The organism is Streptomyces sp. CNT372 (assembly GCF_000377145.1).
The window spans coordinates 1-20560 of sequence record NZ_KB897788.1; the positions used below are offsets into that span (position 1 = coordinate 1).

Genomic DNA, 20560 nt, shown 5'->3' on the forward strand with positions numbered 1-20560 from the left:
GGGGCGGGCGGCCGGTGGCGGGTGGCGGGGCGCGGGGCGGGCGCCGTATGCCGGGCGGGCGGCGCGACCGAGGGGCTAGCGGCGGCCGAGGGGCCAGGCCGGCTCGTGGTGCTCGGCGTCGAGGCCGTTGCTGCGCCGGTCGTCCGCGTACCGCGCGCACGCGTCGGTCAGGGTCTCCAGCAGGGTCAGCGGGTCGGGCAGCGGGTTCTCCACCCCGCGTACCCAGGCCACGCCCCGGTCGCCGTCACCCGGCAGCCGGGCGGGCGGTACCAGGACGTAGCTGCCGCGGCAGTGCCAGCGCAGGCCCGGGTGCTCGTCCATGGTCTCGGGGTGGCAGTCCAGCTCGCACGGCCACCACTCGTCCTCGTCCTCCGGGGTGCCGCGGGTGGCGGTGAAGAACAGCATCCGGCCGTCCTCGCCGTGCTCGTCGAGGACGGCGACCGGGCCCACCTCGACGCCCTGCTCCAGCAGCCTGCGCAGAGCACTGCGACCGGCCTCCAACGGAACGTCCAGGACGTCGTGGACCATGCCGGTCGCGGTGACGAAGTTGGCCTCGGGCTGGTTGCGGGACCAGCGCTCGATCTGGGCGCGGTCCGTGGTGGACTGCGTCTGCCAGGCGAAGGAGAGCGGATGCGTCGCGGGCGTGGGACAGCCGATCCGCTCGCAGGAACATCGGAAGCCGACGGGATGCGCGGCCGGGGCGAGCGGCAGTCCGGCGGCGGCGGTGGCCAGCAGCAGATCCTCGCGGCGGGAGTGCTCCGCCTCGGCGCTCCGGGCCTCGGCCCCGGCGCGGCGGCGCAGCCACTGCGCCAGCCTGCCCTCCCGGGACCGGCCGCCCTCCTGGGACCGACTGCTCTCCGTGCCGCGGATCCGACCGCTACCGTCGCCCATCTATCCCCTCACACCTCACGCATCGTCCGTGCGGACACTGCTGCCATGGTCCCACCATCCTGCGCCCCCGGTGGACACTGTCCCCAACCGGGGTACCGGCTCATCTGTTCCCGCGTGTTCCCGGCGTGTTCCCGGCGCGAGGGGGCGCACGGTGGCAGCTCCCGAGCGCACGGGCCGCGCCCCGGGACGGGAGGGGGTCGCAGCGGTGTCGGGGCGGCGGCGGGGCGGACCGTGCGCCGGGTGCGCGGGGCCGGGCACGGGGCCTGGGCGCGGAGGGGGCGCGCCGGGTCAGGAACGGGGCGCGCCAGGGGCAAGGCGGGGCGGGTCAGGAGCGGAACGGGGCGGGTCAGGAGCGGGGCGCGAGGCCGTACACGGCGTAGTCGACGATCGTGTCCGCGTACGCGTGCGTCAGGGGCAGGGTACGCAGCAGCCAGCGGTGGGCGAGGGGCCCGACGAAGAGCTCCAGGGCGATCCGGGGATCCAGGTCGGCCCGCACCCCGCCCGCGTCCCGGGCCGCGTTCAGCCGGTCCGTGTACAGCCGGAGCTGGGGTTCGAGGAGCTTCTCGACGAACACGGCGCCGACCTCGGCGTCCAGGATGCCTTCGGCGGTCAGGGCGCGGGCGGGGGCGTCGTAGACGGGACTGTTCATCTCGTCGACGGTCGCCCGCAGCACGAGACGCAGGTCCGCGGCGAGGTCGCCGGTGTCCGGGATGGCGTACTCCCCCGGCCCGCCGGGCTGCCCGGGGCCGCCCGCCTCCCCCGGCACCTGTGCCGCCTCGGCCGCTTCGGCCGCTTCCGCGGCGGCGCGGTCGGCCAGGTCGAGGAACGCCTCCAGCAGAACGGCGCCCTTCGACGGCCACCAGCGGTAGATGGTCTGCTTGCCGACGCCGGCCCGGGCGGCGATGCCCTCGATCGTGGTCCGGCCGTACCCGACCTCCCCGACGAGCGCGAGGGCCGCGTCGTAGATCGCACGGCGCGAACGCTCACTGCGGCGGGAGGAGTCGGGGGCGGTCCTGGCGTCGGTCATGGGGCCAACGTAGCAAGAGGAGAGACGAGACGTCTCGGACAGGCGGGCGGGCCGACGCGCATCCGCGGCGCGCGACCGGATCCGGCCCAGGGCGGGCCGGGGCCCGGGCCCGTCGGGCGTGGGCCCGGCCCGGAGGCCCGGCACCGCCCCGTCCGCAGCGGGCCCGGTGCGCGACGCCAGCCGGTCCAGGGTCGGCCCGGTCCGGACGCCCGGACGGGCAGGACGCCCACCCCGTCCCGCGTGAGCCCGGTCCGGCGTGAGCCCGGACCCGCGTGGACCCGGACCCGCGTGGACCCGGACCCGCGTGGACCCGGACCCGCGTGGACCCGGACCCGCGTGGACCTGGACCCGCGTGGACCTGGACCCGCGTGAGCCCGGACCCGCGTGGACCCGGACTGCCCTGAGCCCGGCACCGCCACGTCCGGAGCGAGCAAGGGCCCGCCCCGTCAGGCGTCCGCCGCACCCTCCGCCTCCGGAGGCCACGCCTCGCCCCACGCCGTGTCGCGGGCGGCCCGGTACAGCGGGCCGTGGCGCTTGGTCACGGTCTCCCGGCGCAGCCCCTCCGCCTCCGTGCACAGGTCGAGCAGGACCAGCCCCTTGCGGATCTGCGGTCTGCGCACGACCCGGGCCGGGGCGGGAGCCACCGGACCCGGAACCTCCGCGTCGCCGCCCGCGCCGCCCTCGCCGGCCCCGCCCCCGCCCCGCACCGCGGCCACATAACTGAACTTCTCGTCCTCGTACGCCAGCGAGCCGCCCTTGATCTGCCGGTGCAGAGAGGAGCGCGAGACGCGGGCCGCGAAGTGGCACCAGTCGGAGCCGGGCACGATCGGGCAGGCGGCACTGTGCGGACAGGGCGCGGCGACGGTCATACCGGCCGCGACGAGGGCGTCCCGGGCGCGGATGATCCGCTCGTAACCGTCCGGAGTGCCGGGTTCCACGATGACCACGGCCCGGGCGGCGCGGGCGGCCTCGGCGACGACCACGTCCCGGTCCGCTTCGCTCAGCTCCTTGAGCACGTACGACACCGTGACGAGATCACTGCTCTCGATACGGAGCGCCGCTCCAATACGAGAGCGCTGCCACTCCACGGCACCGAGCGACGGCACGCCCGAGGCGCGGGCCAGTTCACGGCCGAGGGCGAGCGCCGGCTCGGCCCAGTCCAGGACGGTCGTCGACGGCGGCCGCTCGGCCCACGACTCCGCCACGGCCCAGCTCGCCGCCCCCGTCCCGCCCCCGATGTCGGTGTGCGTCACGGGCGCCCACCCGGGCACGGCCTCCCGCAGCGCGTCCAGGGCCGACCGCACCGCCTCGTAGGTCGCGGGCATCCGGTACGCGGCGTACGCGGCGACATCCGCCCGGTCGCGGAGGACGGGGGCGTCGGTCGGGGTGGTCCCCCGGTAGTTGGCGATCAGCCGGTCGACGGCCCGGGCGGTCTGCGTGGGCGGCAACCCGGCCAGCAGCCCGGCGAGGGTGTCGCGCAACGTCTCGGCGGTGGGGGTGGTGGCGTTCACCGGAAAATCCTAGTCGTCCCCGTCGAATGACCGGGGCGCCCGCCCTCCGGTGCCCTGCTTACCCAGGTGGCTTACCCAGGTGCCCTGCTTCCTCAGATGCCTTGCTTCCTCAGATGCCCTGGTTCCTGCGCTGCCAGGGGCGGCACAGCACCAGGAAGCAGGTCACGGCGGCCAGGGCGCAGGACAGTTGGACCACCGCCATCGGCACCGCCGTCCGCTCCCCCGCGATCCCGACCAGCGGCGAGGCGACGGCACCGACCAGGAACGACGAGGTGCCCAGCAGCGCCGACGCCGAACCGGCCGCGTGCGGGGTGCGCAGCAGGGCGAGCGCGTTGGTGTTCGGCATCGCGAGACCCATGGCCGACATCAGCACGAACAGCCCGGCCGCCACCGGCACCAGGCCGACCTCGCCGAAGAGCCCGGACGTCATCATCAGCAGCGCGGTCGCCGCCAGGGTGATCACCGTGAGCCCGAAGCCGAGCGCCTTGTCCAGCGACACCCGCCCGACGAGCACCTTTCCGTTGATCTGACCGACGACGATCAGCCCCACCGAGTTGAGCCCGAAGAGCAGACTGAACGTCTGCGGCGAGGCCCCGTAGATCTCCTGCACCACGAACGGGGACGCGGCGATGTACGCGAAGAGCGCGGCGAAGGCGAGGCCGCCCGCGAGCATGTAGCCGGTGAACACCCGGTCCGCGAGCAGGCCGCGCATGGTGCGCAGGGCCTCGCCAACCCCGCCGGAGTGGCGTCGCCCGGGCGGCAGGGTCTCGCCGAGCCACTTGACGACGACCAGGGTCAGCAGCAGGCCGACACCGGTGAGGACGACGAAGATCCCTCGCCAGTCGGTGATCCGCAGCACCTGGCCGCCGATGAGGGGCGCGACGATCGGCGCGGCTCCGGAGATGAGCATCAGGGTGGAGAAGAAACGTGCCATCTCCACGCCGTCGTACAGGTCGCGGACCATGGCGCGGGCGATGACGATGCCGGCCGCGCCCGCCAGGCCCTGGACCAGCCGGAAGGCGATGAGGAGTTCGGCGGTGGGGGCGAGGGCGCAGACGGCGGTGGCGAGGACGTAGAGGACCATGCCGGCGAGCAGGGGCCGGCGGCGGCCCCACCGGTCGCTCATCGGGCCGACGACCAGCTGCCCGAGGGCCATGCCGGCGAGGCAGGCGGTGAGGGTGAGCTGCACGGTCGCGGCGGGCGCGGAGAGCGAGTCGGTGACGGCGGGCAGGGCGGGGAGGTACATGTCCATGGACAGGGGCGGGAGGGCGGTGAGCCCGCCCAGTACGAGGGTCACCACCAGCCCGGCCCGGCGGGCCCCGGCGCCGTCCCGGCCGGCCGCCGTCGTACCCACGCCGTCCCCGCCGGCGGTCCGGACGTCCCCGGCCTCCGGGCCGGACCCGGACGCCGCCGGACCGGACCCGGACGCCGCCACCGCCCCGCCGCCGGAATCGGCCCCGGGGAGGACCCCGGAAACGGCGGCCCCGGGGACGGCCCCGGGAAGGGCTTCCGTCCCCGGGACGGCGACCGCCCCGGGGAGGGCGGCGGCCTCGGCCACGGGCTCGGGGTGTACGGCGGACATCTCGGGGTGTACGGCGGGTACGGGGTGGTGTCCTTCGTGGCTCTGGCCGCGGTCCGGCATCGACAGCTCTCCTGTTCCTGGTTTCAACGAACTATGCTCTCAGCCCGATCGCTTGATCGAATCCATTCGGACGGGGCGCCCGTGCACACCACCCGCACCACCATCACCCCCGACGGAGCCGCGGCCACGGCCTCCGACCGGAACCGGCCCCTGCGCTGGGGCATCCTGGCCACCGGCGGCATCGCCGCCCGCTTCACCGAGGACCTGCTGCGGATGCCCGACGCCCGGGTGGTCGCGGTGGCCTCCCGCAGCGAGTCCTCGGCCCGGGCCTTCGCCGACCGGTACGCGATACCCCGCGCCCACGGGAGCTGGGCTGGGCTCGCGGCGGACGAGGATGTGGACGTCGTCTATGTGGCCACACCACACTCCGCGCACCGGGCGGCGGCCGGTCTCTGTCTGGAGGCGGGGCGTCCGGTGCTGTGCGAGAAGCCGTTCACGCTGAACGCGGCGGAGGCGGCCGAACTCGTCGCCCTCGCCCGCGCCCGGGGCACGTTCCTCATGGAGGCCATGTGGATGTACTGCCATCCGGCTGTCCGGAAACTCACTGAGCTCGTCCGGGACGGCGCGATCGGCGAGATCCGCACCGTGCAGGCGGACTTCGGCTTCGCCGCGGCGCCGGACGCCGCACACCGCCTGCGCGATCCGGCCCTCGGCGGCGGCGCCCTGCTCGACCTCGGCGTCTACCCGGTTGCCTTCGCCCAGCTCCTGCTCGGCGAACCGGACCGCGTCCGGGCGGACGCGCTGCTGAGCGAGGAGGGCGTCGACCTCAACACCGGGATGCTGCTCGGCTGGGACGGCGGCGCGACGGCGCTGCTGAGCTGCTCGATCACGGCCGCCACCCCGGTGACCGCCTCGGTGAGCGGGACCCTGGGCCGGATCGACGTGCCCGACGGCTTCTTCCACCCGGAACGCTTCGTGCTCCACCGGACGGGCGCGGAACCGGAGGAGTTCACCTTCACCGGGCGCCGCGACACGATGGAGCACGAGGCGGCCGAGGTGACGCGCGCGCTGCGGGCGGGCGAGACGGAGTCCCCGCTCGTCCCGCTGGACGGCACCCTCGCGGTGATGCGGACACTGGACGCGGTGCGCGCGCGGATCGGGGTGCGCTTCCCCGGCGAGTGACCGCGCCGGGCCGGGTCCGTTCCCCCCTCGCCGCCCCGCGTCCGCATGGCGCTCGGCCGCCCCGGCCCCCGGTGTCCGGCTGTCCGCCTCACCGTCCCTCCGCCCCCTCTCCGCGTCCGTATGGCGGTCGGCCGCGCCCCGCTTGCCGCGCCGGCCCGTACGCTGCGCAGCCATGAGCGCTGTACGGAAGATCGCGGTGGTGACGGGAGCGGGCTCGGGGATCGGCCGGGCCGTGGCGCTGGAGCTGGCGTCGGCCGGCTGGTCGGTGGCCCTGGCCGGGCGCACGGCCGGCTCCCTGGACGAGACCGCGTCCCTCGCCGGCCCGGACGCGGACGTCCTGGCCGTCCCGGCGGACGTGACGGACCCGGACGCGGTGACGGCCCTGTTCACCACGGTCCGCGAGCACTTCGGCCGCGTGGACCTCCTCTTCAACAACGCGGGCACCTTCGGCCCGGGTGGCATCGGCTTCGCGGACCTCCCGTACGGGGCGTGGCGCAAGGTCGTCGACGTCAACCTGAACGGCGCGTTCCTCTGCGCCCAGGCCGCGTTCCGCCAGATGCGCGACCAGGACCCGCGGGGCGGCCGGATCATCAACAACGGCTCCGTCTCCGCCCACGCACCCCGCCCGGACTCGGCCCCCTACACCGCGACCAAGCACGCGCTGACGGGCCTGACCAAGTCCATCTCCCTCGACGGCCGCCCCCACCGGATCGCCTGCGGCCAGATCGACATCGGCAACGCGGCCACCGACATGACCCGCGCCATGCAGCAGGGCGTCCGCCAGGCCAACGGCGACCTCGCCCCGGAACCGGTCATGGACGTCACCGACGTCGCCCGCACGGTCCGCCACATGGCGGACCTCCCCCTGGAGGCGAACATCCCGTTCGCGACGGTGATGGCGACGAACATGCCGTACATCGGGCGGGGTTGACGCCGGAGCGGGCGGCCCCCGGGCGGCGCGAGGCACGGCGGCGGTGCCGTCCGCTGCCCCCATCCCGAAATCCTCCGCCGGGGCCCGAGTCCGTCAAGGAGCCACCGCGCGGACGATGAGCGTTCCGATGTGCCCGGGGTGAGGCGCGTCGAGGACCCGCACCTCGGCCGTGGCGAACCCGGCCCGGGTGAGCAGTCGCTCCCACACCGGCGGGCGGTAGCTGTACCGGTACGTGGACATCGCCTTCCCGGCGAAGCCGCCCTTGTACATGCCCTGGGGCCCGTACGCGCCGGGGATGGCAGGCGGCTGCGAGAACACGAAGACGCCGCCCGGGCGGAGCCGTCGGCGGACGAGGGGGAAGAGGCGGCCCGGGTCGGTGAACCAGGCGGCACCGAAGATCGAGTAGACGGCGTCGTACGTCTCCTCGTGCGCGCTCAGGAACTCCAGCACCTCGGAGCACACGAACTCCGCGCCGGTTCCTTCCCATTTCGCGGTGGTCTTCTCGACCATGACGGGTGACAGGTCGACGCCCCGGGCGGCGATGCCGCGCCGGGCGAGGTGGGCGAGGGCCCGGCCGGTGCCGCAGCCGATCTCCAGCACCGAACGCGGGGCGCCCAGCAGTTCCGGGCCCGGTCCGTGTCCGGAGTACTGGGTCCAGCAGAAGCCCGGTTCCGCGTCGTCCTTGAAGGCGGAGGCGGCGAAGGTGTCCCACAGCTCCGTCTCGGCGGCGATGTCGTGGTGTGCGGGCAAGGCGGTTCCTCTTCGCAAGGGACCGGCCCTCGCCCCCAGGAAGTCGGGGGCGGGGCCGGCGCGTCCGTCAAAGGGCCGCGAAGTGGACGAACGCGGTCCAGGCCGTGGGGGCCACGGCGAGGGGGGTGCGGGTGGTGTCCTTGGAGTCGCGGACGTGGACGGCGTCGGGGCCGGTGGCGACCTCGACGCACTCGCCGCCGTCACCGGCGCTGTAGCTGCTCTTGATCCAGACATCTTCGTCCGGGCAGAGCCCGGCCGTCGTCTCCCCGCTCATCTCTCTCCCAACAGCTTCTCGATCAACGCGCCTGATTCTGCCGGAGTATGGGCCTGTGCACGCAGGGACCCATACGTGCGCTCAAGCTCACGGACCCTCTGACGATCCACGTGGACCCGACTGTCGCCCTGCACCTCCGCGTAGGCGATCCTGCGCCCGTCCTTCATCTCCATCAAGGTGAACGGGCCTGCCAATCCCGCATGCTCTTGGCGGGAGAGCGGCATCACCTGGATCTCCACGTTTCTCTTCTCTTTCAGAAGCAGGAGCTGCTCCAACTGCGCCCTCCACACCGTCAGGCCCCCCAGCGGACGCAGGAGCACGGCCTCCTCGATGACGAAGCTGACGTGCGGCGCGGGCCGCCGGTCGAGGACCTCCTGACGGGCCAGCCTGGCTACCAGGCGCTGCTCGATCACATCATCGTCCAACTGAGGACGCCACATGGAGAACACCGCACGCCCGTACTCCTCGGCCTGCAGGAGCCCCGGCACAGCCTGCGTGGCGTAGACGTGAAGCACAACCGCCTGAGCCTCCAGCTTGGCCGCGCCCTGGAAGAACGGCGGATACTGAGCCCGCGCCACCTCCTCCGCGCTCGCGCTCAGCACCCCACCCGCGCCGAGCACCTCGTCCGCCAGATCGATGAACGCCGTCGGCGGGATGCGTCTGCCCTGCTCGAAGGCGGCGATGGTCGAGGCCGAGTAGCCGGTCAGCGAGCCGAGCTTCGCCCGGTCCATTCCCGCCCGCTCCCGACACAGCTTCAACTGCCGGCCGAAGACGGACACCATGCCCGTCCCGGCCTCGTTCTCCGGTTGCTGCACCTCGTCGTCCACGCCGCAACTCCTCCCGTCCGACGACCACCGCCACGCCACCGAACCTGGTCCAACGTGCCGCCTGCGAACCGGTCACGCCCGCGCCGCACACAAGCGCGCAGCCCGCGCGTACAGCCCGTACTCGTCGGCGCAACGCTCCTGTTCAACGCTACGCACGGTCCGCGAGCGTTGGCCCCATGAAGTCAGCAACTCCCCCGAACGGGCATATGCCGCAGGAGCCCGCGCCCGAGCGCGAGTTCACCATGCGCTTCACCTCGACGCCCCGTGGCGCCCGCCTCGCCCGCCGGCTCGTCTCGCACCGGCTGAACGACTGGGGCCACCCCTACACGACTCCGGCCAACGAGGCACTCACGCTCATCGCTGCGGAACTCACCGCCAACGCCGTACGGCACGGACACGTCCCCGGGCGGGACTTCCGCGTCCGGCTCACCCTGACGGAGGGCACCTTCCGCATCGCGGTGACCGACACCCGGACCGAGAAGCTGCCTCCCACGAATGCCCCGTCACCCGACTCCTCGTCCGAGTCCGGGCGTGGACTGCACCTCGTCGCCGCCCTCGCGGACGACTGGGGCGTCAGCCCTCGCGAGGCAGCACCGGGCAAGACCGTGTGGGCGGAGCTGTGTACACGGCAGCAGGGCCACCCGCGCACAAGGCGAGTGGTTCCCGACACGACGGACGTCGATCTCCTGCTGGCTACTGCTTCACTGCTGCGCGACGGCCCCGGGTCGCGGCCGGAGGACGCCAGGCGAGGAGATCGTCGTCCGTGAGCCCGTGCTCGCGCTGCTTCTGCCCGGCGGTAATCGGCGGTGGCGTCGATGCGCTTCTGGACGATGCCGAAGCAGGGGGCGGGCCAGTGGGCGAGGATCTCCGTGAAGGTCCCCGGCCCAGGGGTGCGCGCCCGGCCTGCGGGCCGGGGCGTTCTCCTCGTTGGCCTCGATGTACTGGTGCTCCACGCCGCCGCACAGCCGCCAGAGAGCCGTCGGCTCGGCGGAAAGACCGAAGCCGAGGTGCTGCCTCAGCCGGGCGTCGGCGGCCCCGCGTGAGCGACAGGGGGCGGCCAGGACTGCGCGGGCCCCGTACCAGCCCCGGCCGCCGCCCTGCGGGCGCGGCGGAGCAGGTGGGCCCCCGCACCAGCCCCAAGGGCCTCCGACGCAGGTCGGAGGCCCTTTCCGGGGCAAAGCGGCCGGAGCGGCAGACGAGTCGGGCATACGCCGGGTTCTGTACCCCGGGACCTCGCGGTCGTCGGGGTGACGGCCATCCATCTAGGGCCGGCGTTGCCGCCGGCCTCGTGCGGTCTACCCGCGGACTCGGGCGGGCAGCCCTCGAACGTCCGCGCAGGAGCGCCGGGGCGCTCCCTCTTGACCTTGCTCCGGGTGGGGTTTACCTAGCTGCCCAGGTCACCCTGGGCACTGGTGGTCTCTTACACCACCGTTTCACCCTTACCGAGGACCGAGGTCCCCGGCGGTCTGTTTTCTGTGGCACTGTCCCGCGGGTCACCCCGGGTGGCCGTTAGCCACCACCCTGCCCTGTGGAGCCCGGACGTTCCTCGGGAGGATCCGGGGATCCCCACGCGGCCGCCCGCCCGGCTCGTCTGCCGTGCGCACCATGCTACCCGCCGGCCGGGGGCGGTCGGTCAGGCGAGGTCGGCGGTCTCCAGGTCGAAGCCGAAGGGCTCGGGGAGGGTCAGGGGCTTGCCGAACGGGAGGGTGGTGAGCTGGCGGTAGTCGCCGTTCTCCGGGTCGGAGAAGAGGGTCAGGGCGGAGGCGTCCCGGTCCACCAGGAGGTACAGCGGGATCTCCGCCCGGGCGTAGCAGCGGCGCTTGGCCTCGCGGTCCGCGTGGGGGCGGGTCGAGGTCACCTCCAGGACCAGGGCGACGCCGTCGCTCGGCATCCAGGGCTCGGCACCGCGGAACAGCCGCAGGTCCCGGCGTGCGAAGGTGCCGTCCGGGATGACGTGGTTGCGGGGGCAGTCCGGGGCGCTGCGCAGCTTCAGCCCCTTGTTGCCCGAGAACTGCATGTCGGTTCGTGAGCGCCGGATGACTTGGTGGGCGATCACGTCGATGTAGTCCTCGTGGTCCCCGTCCGGCGGCGGTGTCACAACGATCTCCCCCTCGATCAGCTCCGCCCGGAAACCCTCCGGCGTGTCCAGCGCCAGGAAGCCCTCCAGCAGGACGTCGTCCCGCGTGAGCGGTTCATGCGGCACGGCAGTCATGTCGCGCTCCTCCCTCGGTCGCCGATCATGCTCGGACATCGCTGCTCCCGCCGTCCCGGACATGGGGGTCGTTCCCTCGATCGTGGCACATGGTCAAGGGGTTCCGGAGGCACCGCGAGGCCGGGGCGCCGGTGGTGGCTTGACCCTGTCGCAGCGTCATGGTTTCCACTGGACGCCATGAGGATCGGAGAGCTCGCCGCACTCGTCGGCGTCACACCGCGGACCGTTCGGCACTACCACCAGCAGGGGCTGCTGCCCGAACCCGTGCGGCGCGCCAACGGGTACCGCGAGTACGGGCTGCGGGACGCCGTGGTGCTGGCCCGGATCCGGCGGCTGACCGAGCTGGGGCTGGGGCTCGCCGAGGTGCGGGACGTGCTGGCCGACGACGCCGGGCGGGAGCTCGCCGAGGTGCTGGAGGAGCTGGACGCCGACCTCGCCGCGCAGGAGGCGGCGATCGCGCGGCGCCGGGCACGGCTCGGGGAGCTGGTGGCGCAGGCACGGGACGGGCGGCTGCCGGTGGAGGGCCCGGTGTCGGCGGAGCTGACGGTTCTGCTCGGGGCGCTGGGGCCGACGGACTCCCCCATGGCGGCCAAGGACCGCGAGCACCTGGCGCTGATGGACTCACTGGTTCCGGACGAGCAGCGGGCCGAACTCTTCGCCCTGCTGGGGCCGTTGGCCGGTGACGAGGGATACGCGGCGAGAGTGCGGGCCCTGTACGGGCGGCTGGACGAACTGGCGGACGCGGCGGCCGACGACCCGCGCGTGGAGCCGCTGGCGGCGGCGCTGACGGACTCGGTGCCGGATGCGCTGCTGGCGTTGATGAACGAGGAGGAGCGGAAGGGGAAGCAGGGGGGCGGCCCGTTCGAAGCCGCGGACGGGCCGTTCGCGGGCGCGTTCGGGGAGGCGTTTCTGGCGGACTTCGCGCCGGCGCAGGCGGCGGTGGTGCGGCGGATGCTCGGGCTGCTGAAGGAGAGGGCGGACGGCGCGGCCGGAATCGGGCCGGGGGCCCAGGGCAAGCAGGGCGGGCAGGGAGACCGGGGCAAGCAGGGCGGGCAGAGGGCGGGGCGATGACGGTGGGACGGGGCGCGGTGCGGGACATGGGGCTGAGGACCTGGCGGGCGCTCCTCGGGGTGCTGCCGGTGAAGGCCGCGCGGCTGCTGGAGCACGAAGTGCGCGGGGTGCACAGCCTGGTGCTGTGGGTGGCGCGGCGCAGGCACGGTGTGCCGGCGGGGGCGTACGCCGGCGCGTACACCGGGCCACAGGCGGCGATGATGTGGGGCCTGATCTTCGTCGCCGTCGTGGAGGCGGTCGCGCTGGCCGTGTTCATCCCCTGGCCGCTGGTGCACGGGATCGTGCTGGTGGTGGATGTCTACGGTGTGCTGATCGCGGTGGCGATGCACGCGGCCTGTGTGGTGCGGCCACATGTGGTGGAACCGGACGGGTCCCTGCGGCTGCGCTGGGGCGCGCTGGTGGACGTACGGGTGCCGGTGGACGCCGTCGCCCGGGTGCGGGTGGAGCGGCGCTTCCCCGACGGGAAGCTGGTCACCCTGCGCGAGGACGGTTCGGTGGAGCTGGTGGTCGGCGGGCAGACGACGGTCGCGGTGGACCTGGTCCGACCGGTCCCGTTCGTCCGGCCGCTGGGTGCGCGGGCGGTCGCGGAGGGAACGATCCGCTTCCACGCCGACGACCCGGCCGCGTTCGTCGCCGCGTACCGGAAGGCCGGTGAAGGCGACGGCGACGGCAGGGTCGAGGGAGCGGGAGCGGTCGCGCCGGGGTGAGGGCCACGCAGGGGTGCTGAGGGGCTACGCCGGGGCGAAGAGGACCGAGGGGGTGGCCGGGTCGGCGTGGGTGAGGCGGACGGGCAGGCGCTCCCCCAGCGGCAGCGCCACCCCGTCGCCCTCGATGCGGGCCACCACCGCCGGGTACGCCAGGTGGACGGTGCCCACGTCGGGGGAATTGTCCTTCACGTCCACCACCACGCCGTCGAAGACCTCGCCCACCCGGTCGCGCAGCACCGCCGCCTCGACCAGGTCGACGCAGGCACGTTCCACCGCGTTGGCGCGCCGGGACCCTTCGGCCATCTCGCCCGGCAGGGCCGGGAGCGCGGCCGTCACCCACTCCGGCGGCTCCCGCCCCGCGACCGCCGCCACGCACAGCTCGCCCGCGTACCGGTCGACGAGCCGGCGCAGTGGCGCGGTGCAGTGGGTGTACGCGTGCGCGACGGCCGCGTGCACGAAGGGCGTCGGCAGCTCCCCGCCGGTGAACGCGCTGTAGCCGGCCCCGCGCAGCAGCGTCGTGCACTCCTGGAGGAAGGCGGCGTGACGCGGCTCGCGCGCGTCGAGGGAGCGGACGAGGGCCGCGTACGAGACGTGGTGCGGCCACTCGATCCCCAGCGCCGTCGCCGAGCGGCGCAGCCGGGCCACGGCCCCGTCGGGTGCGGTCGGCAGGGTGCGCAGGATGCCCGTACCGGACGCGATCATGACATCGGCAGCGGCCATGCCGGTGAGCAGGGAGATCTGGGCGTTCCAGCCCTCGGCGGGCAGCGGGGCGCGGTACGCGAGGACGAAGGTGCCGTCGCGTTCGTTGATCTCCTGCTCGGGGACGTCGAGCGAGATGCCGCCGCGTGCCGCCTCCAGCGCCTCGCGCAGCCGTCCGATCTCCCGGAGCAGGGCGAGGGGCTCCTCGGCGGCGCCGGTGTCGATCTGCCGCTGTACATGGGCGTAGTCGAGGCGGGCGCGGCTGCGGACGAGGGTGCGGCGCACCTCGGTGCCCGCCGCGGTGGCGAGGGGCGCGCCGTCGGCGTCGAGGTCGATGCGCCAGAGCAGGGCGGGGACGGTCCGGCCGGGGAGCAGGCTGGCCGCGCCCTCGGAGAGGACGGGCGGGTGCAGCGGGACGTGCCCGTCGGGGAAGTACAGCGTCTGGACGCGCCGGTGAGCTTCGCGGTCCAGCGGGCCGCCGGGGGCGACGAACGCGGCGACGTCCGCGATCGCGTAGTGCACGCGGTAGCCCCCGCCGGGCCGGCGGGCCAGGTGCATCGCCTGGTCGAGGTCGGTGGAGCCGGGCGGGTCGACGGTCAGGAACGGCAGGTCGCTGACGGGGGTGTCGGGGCCGATGGCGGGGGTGCCGGCCGCCGTCTCCGCCTCGGCCAGGGCCTCGGGCGGGAACGGGCCCGGTACGTCGGGGGTGGTGCGGATCTCGCGCAGTGCGGTGCGCAGCGTGGCCTCGGCTGCGCCGGTCAGATGCATGGGGCGGCGGGGCATGGACCGAGCGTATGGCGGGGTGGAGGTGGGAGCACGTCGGAGCAGGGGGCGGCGCCGGGCTGGCCGGGCGCGCAGGCGGGGTGCGCCCGGGGCGCAGGCTGGAGGCGCCCGGATGGGGCCGGGTTCGGGTGGGTGCGGCTGGGGTGCGCAGGCGGGGGCGGATTGAGGCAGGGGGCGCCTAGGCGGGGGCGGGTTCGGGTGGGGTTCGGCCGGGGGCACGCGGGGCGGGCGGCCGGGCGCGGGTTCGGCTGGGGGTCGGCAGTGGGCACGGGAGTCCGGGGCCACGGGGGCGGACTGGGGTCGGGCGCGGGGTTTGTAGGGTTGCCGGGGGGCCGCACCCCCTCCCCGTACGTCATGAAGGAGAACCGCCGTGCTCGTGCTGCTGCCGCCGTCGGAAGGCAAGGCCCCCGCCGGGCGCGGAGCCCCGCTGAAGCCGGAGTCGCTGTCCCTGCCGGGGCTCTCGGAGGCGCGGGCGGCGGTCCTGGACGAACTGGTCGAGCTGTGCGCGGCCGACGAGGCCAAGGCGCAGGAGGTCCTCGGGCTGAGCGACGGCCTGCGCGGCGAGATCGCGAAGAACGCGGAGCTCCGGACGGCGGGGGCGCGGCCGGCCGGCGAGCTGTACACCGGGGTGCTGTACGACGCGCTCGGCCTGGCCACCCTGGACGCGTCCGCCCGGCGCCGGGCCCGGGAGTCCCTGCTGGTGTTCTCGGGGCTGTGGGGCGCGCTCCGGATCGGCGACCGCGTCCCGCCGTACCGCTGCTCGATGGGCGTCAGGCTGCCCGGGCTGGGCGCGCTCGGCGCGTACTGGCGGGGGCCGATGGCGGGGGTCATGCCGGAGGCGGCGGGCGGCGGTCTGGTGCTGGACCTGCGGTCGTCGGCGTACGCGGCGGCCTGGAAGCCGAAGGGGGCGGTGGCGGACCGGACGGCGACGGTCCGGGTGCTGCACGCGCAGGTGGTGGACGGGGTGGAGAAGCGCTCGGTCGTCAGCCACTTCAACAAGGCGACGAAGGGGCGGCTGGTGCGGAGCCTGCTGGAGGCGGGAGCCGTCCCGCGGACGCCGTCGGCGCTGGTCGAGGCGTTGCGGGACCTGGGGTACACGGTCGAGGCGGAGGCGCCCGCGCGGGCGGGGCGGGCGTGGGGGCTGGACGTGGTGGTGACGGAGATCCACTGAGTTGCCGACAACGTGAAACCCCAGGTCAAAGAGCTGGTATGACCGATCTCGAAGTGCTCGTCCTGGTCGTGGGCAGGAGCCCACGGAGAAGCTCATCCGTCTGCGGTTGATCTCGAGGTTCGTCAGGACGAGCAGGGCGCGCAGGAGGCGGGTGGCGCGGGCGGGATCGGTGCGGACCATGGTGAGGACGCGCCAGTTCCCGGGGTGGGCGAAGCCGTGCTCAACCGGTGCCCATCCGGCAGCGAGAACACTGTTGGCCTCCTTCTGGCCTCGAGTGAGCTTGTGGGCACGAGTGGCGATGTACCCGGTGACGATCACGGGATCGCGTACGTCGTTGTCCCGGCCGCCGAGCCGAGGTCGGCGAGGGCGCCGAGGCGGTCGGCGCGCAGGTGGGCCAGGACGTGGTCGTGGCTTCTCCCGCCTCCCGGATCCGTACGGCGGGATGTGATCACTGGCCTACTCGGCCGTCGATCCGCTCGCGAAGGAGGTCGGCGTGGCCGCAGTGCCGTGCGTATTCGGTGATCTGCGCCACCAGGATCTCGCGCAGCGGCGCCTCCCCGGTCCGCGTGCCGAGGTCAGCGAAGCCAGCGATGAAACGGTCGGTCACCTCACTCTCGGCTCGCCACTGCCGCCAGGCGTCCTCCACGACCGCCGGGTCGGCGACCGCTCCGTTCCAGTCGCCGTCACGGTCTTCAGGAGTGCGGTAGATCCTGGGCGAGTTCTCGCCGGCCATCCGGCGAAAGTGCCGTTCGTCCTCGGCCATGTGCCGTACCAATCCGAGCAGGGACATCGTGGACGGTGGTACGGAGCGCCGGGCCATCTGCTCGGCATCCAGGCCCACACACTTCATCTCGATAGTCAGGCGGAAGTAGCGCAGACTCTCCAGCAGCGTGCCACGCTCGTCGACCGTCTCCACTTCCGCCTCGCGCGGATCGTCCTCCGGATCGACCCACATGTCGGGGTAGATGGTGGATGGAGTCCACCGAGACACCGCTGCTTCGTTGTTGTGCTCGCCTGAGTCCATGATCGCATCGTGGTGCGCATCGACTCCGTCTGCCACCGAATATCGCCATCCGATTCGGCCGGCGGCCGACCAGCGACATCCCGCTCTTCCGCAGCGGCAGGTGAGGATTGAGCCAGGCGTTGCACCCTGCACAACGCTCGTTGCGCAGGGAGTGGCGGGTGGGCAGGATGGCGGCATGAGTTCCGTGCCGCCCTCCACCGTGCTCGACCTCGCGCCCGTGCTGCCGGTGGTCGTGATCGACGACGCCGAGGACGCGGTGCCCCTCGCCCGGGCCCTGGTGGCGGGCGGGCTGCCCGCGATCGAGGTCACGCTGCGGACGGCCCCCGCGCTGGACGCGATCCGGGCGATCGCGGCGCAGGTGCCGGGGGCGGTCGTCGGGGCGGGCACGGTCGTGACGCCCGCGTCGGTGGAGGCGGCGGTGGCGGCGGGGGCACGGTTCCTGGTGAGCCCGGGGTGGACGGAGACGCTGCTCGGTGCGATGCGGGCGTCCGGAGTCCCGTTTCTGCCGGGGGTGTCGACGGCCTCGGAGGTCGTGGCGCTCCTCGAACAGGGCGTCCACGAGATGAAGTTCTTCCCGGCGGAGGCGGCCGGGGGCACGGCGTACCTGAAGTCCCTGGCCGGGCCGCTGCCCGGGGCGCGCTTCTGCCCGACGGGCGGGATCACGGTGGAGTCGGCCGGCGCGTATCTCGCGTTGCCCAATGTGGGGTGCGTGGGCGGGTCGTGGCTGCTGCCCCAGGACGCGGTGCGGGCGAAGGACTGGGGGCGGGTGGAGGCGCTGGCGCGCCGGGCGTCGGGGCTGCGGGGCACGGCCGCCGGGTAGCCGCCGCCCGTGCGGGCGTTGCTCGTGCGGGCACCGGTCCGGGAGCTTGCACGGGCCGGCAGGTGCCGGGGCGGCGCCGGTGTCAGCGCAGGTGCGAGGTGTCGTTGAGGAGGCGGAGGGACGCGTTGCCGTCCGCGTAGTACGCCACCGCCGAGACCGACGCGGCCGAGAGCTCCATCCGGAACAGGGACTCCGGCGGGGCGCCCAGCGCCAGGCGGGCCAGGGTCTTGATGGGCGTGACGTGGGTGACGAGGAGGACGGTGCGGCCCCGGTGCGCCGCGATGAGGCGGTCACGGGCTGCGGAGACCCGGCGCGCCACGGTGGCGAAGGACTCGCCGCCGCCGGTGGGGGCCGCCTTCGGGGACGCGAGCCAGGCGTTCAGGTCGTCCGGGTGGCGCTCCCGGACCTCGGCGAAGGTCAGGCCCTCCCAGGCGCCGAAGTCGGTCTCGCGCAGTCCCTCGTCGACGGTGACGGGCAGCCCGAGGCGGGTGGCCACGGCCTCGGCGGTCTCGCGGCAGCGGCGCAGGGGTGAGGTGACGATCGTCTGGACGGTGCCGCGCGCGGCCAGGGCGGACGCGACGGCCTCGGCCTGGCGGCGACCGGCGTCGGAGAGGGCGGGGTCGCTGCCGCCGCTGCCGGAGAAGCGCTTCTCGGGGGTGAGGGCGGTCTCGCCGTGGCGGAGGAGGACGAAGGTGGTGGGGGTGCCGAGGTCCGCCGCGCTTCCCCAGCCGGGGGTGGTGCCGGAGGCGGGGGTGGCCGTCCCGGCCGGGGCCCCGGCCCCGGTGGGAGAGGTTCCGGACCCGGCCCCGGTGGGAGCCTGGACCGAGTTCGCCGAGTTCGCCGAGGTCGCCGAGGTCCCGCCGGCCGCGGAGGCCGCCGCCCCGGTGGCAGTCCCGGCTTCGGCGCGGGCTCCGGCCGTGTGGGTCCCGGCCGAGGAGGTCCCCGCCGAGGAGGCCCCCGTGCCGGCGGACCCCGTCGAGGTCGCGCCCGCCAGGGCCTCGCGGGCGCGGGCCGCGCCCGCCGCCGCGTCGCCGACCGTGCGGGCCGCGCCCGCGTCCAGGTCGGCGGTGGAGCGGGACGGCTCCCACTGCCGGCCCTGACGCCCCGCGTCCATCGCCTCGTTGGCCAGCCGGTCCGCGTGCTTGTTGCGCTCGCGCGGGATCCACTCGTAGCGGACCCGGCCGGCCGGGAGGACGCGGGCGGCCTCGGCCGCGAGGGGCTTCATGTCCGGGTGCTTGATCTTCCAGCGGCCGGACATCTGCTCGACGACCAGCTTGGAGTCCATCCGGACGCGGACGGTGGCGTCCGGGTCCAGGTCCCGGGCCGCCTTGAGGCCCGCGATCAGTCCCCGGTACTCGGCGACGTTGTTCGTCGCCGTGCCGATGAACTCGGCGGCCTCGGCGAGGGTCTCGCCGGTGACCGGGTCGAGGACGACGGCGCCGTAGCCGGCGGGGCCCGGGTTGCCCCGGGAGCCGCCGTCGGCCTCGACGACGAACTCCGCCACTACAGGCCCGATTCGGAGGTGCGGACCAGGATGCGGCGGCAGTTCTCGCAGCGCAGCACCGCGTCGGGGGCCGCCGCGCGGACCTCGTTCAGCTCGGTGATGTTCAGCTCCAACTGGCAGCCCTCGCAGCGCCGCTGGTAGAGGCGGGCCGCGCCGACGCCGCCCTGCTGGGCGCGCAGCTTCTCGTACAGCTTGAGGAGGTCGGCGGGCACGGCGGCGGAGACGACCTCGCGCTCCTTGGTGACGCTCGCGGCCTCGGCGTCCAGCTCCTGCTGGGCGGTGTCCCGGCGGGTGGTCGCGTCGTCGACCTTGGCCTGCACGGACTCGACACGGCCGGTCAGTTCGGCGGCGCGCTCCTGGGCGGCCTCGCGGCGCTCCATGACCTCCAGGACGACGTCCTCCAGGTCGCCCTGGCGCTTGGCGAGGGAGACGATCTCGCGCTGGAGGTTCTCCAGGTCCTTGGGCGAGGTGACCGCGCCGGAGTCCAGGCGCTGCTGGTCGCGGGCGGCGCGCTGGCGGACCTGGTCGACGTCCTGCTCGGCCTTGGTCTGCTCGCGGGCGGTGTCGCTCTCCTCGGTCTGCGCGGCGACGAGGAGGTCACGGAGCTGGGAGAGGTCCTTGTTCAGCGACTCCAGCTCGGCGTGCTCGGGCAGCGAGGCCCGCTTGTGGGCGAGCCGGGCGAGCCGGACGTCCAGGGCCTGTACGTCGAGGAGTCGGATCTGGTCGGCGGGCGCGGCGTTCAGTTGGGGGCTCCAGAGGAATCGTGGTGGGAGGACCAGGGGTCGGTGACCGTCTTCGAGACATGGACCCGCAGGTCCCAGCCGTGCCGGTCGGAGATCTCGTCGAGCTGGGCGGCGGCCTGCTCGCACCAGGGCCACTCGGTGGCCCAGTGGGCGGCGTCGACGAGGCCCAGCGGGGTGTGCTGGACGGCCTCGGACACCGGGTGGTGGCGCAGGTCGGCGGTGAGGAAGGCGTCCGCACCGGCGGCCCGCACCTGGCCGAAGAGGCTGTCGCCGGAGCCGCCGCTGACGGCGACGGTGCGCACGAGGGCGTCCGGGTCGCCGGCGACGCGGACGCCCTGCGCGGTGGCGGGCAGCCGCCCGGCGGCGCGGGCGGCGAACTCGGCCAGCGTCTCGGGGTGGTCGAGTTCGCAGATCCGGCCGAGGCCGCGGCGGCCGGCGGGGTCGGTCGCGTCCGGCACCAGGGGGCGCACGACCCGGAGGCCGAGGGCGCCCGCGAGGGCGTCGGAGACGCCGGGGTCGGCGGTGTCCGCGTTGGTGTGGGCGACGTGCAGGGCGATGTCGTTCTTGATCAGGGTGTGCACGACGCGGCCCTTGAAGTGGCCGGCGGCGACGGTCGTCGTCCCGCGGAGGTAGAGCGGGTGGTGGGTGACGAGGAGGTCCGCGCCGAGGCGGACGGCTTCGTCGACGACGTCCTGGACCGGGTCGACGGCGAACAGTACCCGCGTGACCTCGGCGCCGGGCTCTCCCACGACCGTCCCGACGGCGTCCCACTGCTCGGCCCGCTCGGGGGGCCAGAGGGTGTCGAGCGCGGCGATGACTTCAGACAGACGGGGCACGCCCCACAGGCTACC

General features: G+C 74.4%; 21 protein-coding genes and 1 other RNA gene. 7 read left to right on the forward strand and 15 right to left on the reverse strand.

Annotation, left to right across the window (positions count from 1 at the left end; genetic code table 11):
* Nucleotides 1-75: 75 nt before the first annotated feature.
* From C593_RS0123475 to C593_RS0123490, 4 genes are all read right to left on the reverse strand, one after another.
* Nucleotides 76-891: a bifunctional DNA primase/polymerase gene (locus tag C593_RS0123475; protein WP_018849774.1), complete on the reverse strand. Its 816-nt coding sequence runs from the start codon at nt 889-891 to the stop codon at nt 76-78.
* A gap of 346 nt (nt 892-1237) precedes the next feature.
* Nucleotides 1238-1918 (reverse strand): TetR/AcrR family transcriptional regulator, encoded by a 681-nt coding sequence (locus C593_RS0123480; RefSeq protein ID WP_018849775.1) that lies wholly within the window; start codon nt 1916-1918, stop codon nt 1238-1240.
* A 446-nt stretch (nt 1919-2364) separates the two neighbouring features.
* On the reverse strand, nt 2365-3429 hold the full coding sequence (locus C593_RS0123485) for a small ribosomal subunit Rsm22 family protein (protein WP_018849776.1): 1065 nt from the start codon (nt 3427-3429) through the stop codon (nt 2365-2367).
* Between the two features lie 109 nt (nt 3430-3538).
* Entirely contained in the window at nt 3539-5011 is a 1473-nt protein-coding gene (locus C593_RS0123490) for a Bcr/CflA family efflux MFS transporter (protein ID WP_020610378.1), read from the reverse strand.
* A 141-nt stretch (nt 5012-5152) separates the two neighbouring features.
* On the opposite strand from C593_RS0123490, the gene C593_RS0123495 reads away from it, so the two are divergent.
* Together C593_RS0123495 and C593_RS0123500 are read left to right on the forward strand one after the other, a co-directional pair.
* Nucleotides 5153-6193: a Gfo/Idh/MocA family protein gene (locus C593_RS0123495; RefSeq protein ID WP_018849778.1), complete on the forward strand. Its 1041-nt coding sequence runs from the start codon at nt 5153-5155 to the stop codon at nt 6191-6193.
* Between the two features lie 172 nt (nt 6194-6365).
* Complete coding sequence (locus C593_RS0123500; RefSeq protein ID WP_199790078.1) at nt 6366-7124, forward strand: SDR family oxidoreductase; 759 nt, start codon at nt 6366-6368, stop codon at nt 7122-7124.
* 93 nt (nt 7125-7217) lie between these two features.
* Here the strand turns inward: C593_RS0123500 and C593_RS0123505 are convergent, their stop codons facing one another.
* From C593_RS0123505 to C593_RS0123515, 3 genes are all read right to left on the reverse strand, one after another.
* Nucleotides 7218-7874: a class I SAM-dependent methyltransferase gene (locus C593_RS0123505; RefSeq protein WP_018849780.1), complete on the reverse strand. Its 657-nt coding sequence runs from the start codon at nt 7872-7874 to the stop codon at nt 7218-7220.
* 67 nt (nt 7875-7941) lie between these two features.
* Complete coding sequence (locus C593_RS0123510) at nt 7942-8148, reverse strand: DUF397 domain-containing protein (RefSeq protein WP_018849781.1); 207 nt, start codon at nt 8146-8148, stop codon at nt 7942-7944.
* The gene (locus C593_RS0123515) at nt 8145-8975 is read right to left on the reverse strand and encodes a Scr1 family TA system antitoxin-like transcriptional regulator (RefSeq protein WP_018849782.1); all 831 of its coding nucleotides are present in this window, start codon (nt 8973-8975) and stop codon (nt 8145-8147) included. Before C593_RS0123515 ends, C593_RS0123510 begins: the two co-directional genes overlap by 4 nt.
* Before the next feature lie 176 nt (nt 8976-9151).
* Between C593_RS0123515 and C593_RS0123520 the strand changes: the two genes are divergently transcribed.
* Nucleotides 9152-9742 carry an ATP-binding protein gene (locus C593_RS0123520; RefSeq protein ID WP_026278005.1) on the forward strand — a complete coding sequence of 197 codons (591 nt, stop codon included), beginning with the start codon at nt 9152-9154 and terminating at the stop codon, nt 9740-9742.
* A gap of 425 nt (nt 9743-10167) precedes the next feature.
* On the opposite strand, the gene rnpB is transcribed toward C593_RS0123520, so the two are convergent.
* Both rnpB and C593_RS0123530 read right to left on the reverse strand, forming a co-directional pair.
* An RNA gene (gene rnpB / locus C593_RS31095) (RNase P RNA component class A) lies at nt 10168-10565 on the reverse strand.
* A gap of 43 nt (nt 10566-10608) precedes the next feature.
* A complete protein-coding gene (locus tag C593_RS0123530; protein ID WP_018849785.1) occupies nt 10609-11187 on the reverse strand; it encodes a Uma2 family endonuclease in 579 nt (192 codons plus the stop codon).
* A gap of 177 nt (nt 11188-11364) precedes the next feature.
* On the opposite strand from C593_RS0123530, the gene C593_RS0123535 reads away from it, so the two are divergent.
* Nucleotides 11365-12258, forward strand: a complete 894-nt coding sequence (locus C593_RS0123535; protein ID WP_018849786.1) for a MerR family transcriptional regulator — start codon at nt 11365-11367, stop codon at nt 12256-12258.
* On the forward strand, nt 12255-12965 hold the full coding sequence (locus C593_RS0123540; RefSeq protein WP_018849787.1) for a hypothetical protein: 711 nt from the start codon (nt 12255-12257) through the stop codon (nt 12963-12965). The genes C593_RS0123535 and C593_RS0123540 overlap by 4 nt, the downstream gene beginning before the upstream one ends.
* 24 nt (nt 12966-12989) lie before the next feature.
* Here C593_RS0123540 and C593_RS0123545 read toward each other — a convergent pair whose 3' ends face one another.
* A complete protein-coding gene (locus C593_RS0123545) occupies nt 12990-14447 on the reverse strand; it encodes an RNB domain-containing ribonuclease (protein WP_018849788.1) in 1458 nt (485 codons plus the stop codon).
* Nucleotides 14448-14817: 370 nt separating this feature from the next.
* On the opposite strand from C593_RS0123545, the gene yaaA reads away from it, so the two are divergent.
* Nucleotides 14818-15618: a peroxide stress protein YaaA gene (gene yaaA, locus C593_RS0123550; RefSeq protein ID WP_018849789.1), complete on the forward strand. Its 801-nt coding sequence runs from the start codon at nt 14818-14820 to the stop codon at nt 15616-15618.
* A 314-nt stretch (nt 15619-15932) separates the two neighbouring features.
* On the opposite strand, the gene C593_RS33455 is transcribed toward yaaA, so the two are convergent.
* Nucleotides 15933-16070, reverse strand: coding sequence for a hypothetical protein (locus C593_RS33455; protein WP_018849790.1), 138 nt, complete (start codon nt 16068-16070; stop codon nt 15933-15935).
* Complete coding sequence (locus C593_RS0123560; RefSeq protein ID WP_026278008.1) at nt 16067-16642, reverse strand: DinB family protein; 576 nt, start codon at nt 16640-16642, stop codon at nt 16067-16069. Before C593_RS0123560 ends, C593_RS33455 begins: the two co-directional genes overlap by 4 nt.
* Nucleotides 16643-16817: 175 nt before the next feature.
* Here C593_RS0123560 and eda point away from each other — a divergent pair, with 175 nt between their 5' ends.
* On the forward strand, nt 16818-17462 hold the full coding sequence (gene eda / locus C593_RS0123565; protein ID WP_018849792.1) for a bifunctional 4-hydroxy-2-oxoglutarate aldolase/2-dehydro-3-deoxy-phosphogluconate aldolase: 645 nt from the start codon (nt 16818-16820) through the stop codon (nt 17460-17462).
* An 82-nt stretch (nt 17463-17544) separates the two neighbouring features.
* Here eda and C593_RS0123570 read toward each other — a convergent pair whose 3' ends face one another.
* From C593_RS0123570 to C593_RS0123580, 3 genes are read right to left on the reverse strand one after another with little or no spacing between them, the layout of a single operon-like run.
* Nucleotides 17545-18966, reverse strand: coding sequence for a bifunctional RNase H/acid phosphatase (locus C593_RS0123570; protein WP_018849793.1), 1422 nt, complete (start codon nt 18964-18966; stop codon nt 17545-17547).
* Nucleotides 18966-19709, reverse strand: coding sequence for a CT398-like coiled coil hairpin domain-containing protein (locus C593_RS0123575; protein ID WP_199790080.1), 744 nt, complete (start codon nt 19707-19709; stop codon nt 18966-18968). Before C593_RS0123575 ends, C593_RS0123570 begins: the two co-directional genes overlap by 1 nt.
* Nucleotides 19706-20545, reverse strand: a complete 840-nt coding sequence (locus C593_RS0123580; protein WP_018849795.1) for a Nif3-like dinuclear metal center hexameric protein — start codon at nt 20543-20545, stop codon at nt 19706-19708. The genes C593_RS0123575 and C593_RS0123580 overlap by 4 nt, the downstream gene beginning before the upstream one ends.
* Nucleotides 20546-20560: the final 15 nt, after the last annotated feature.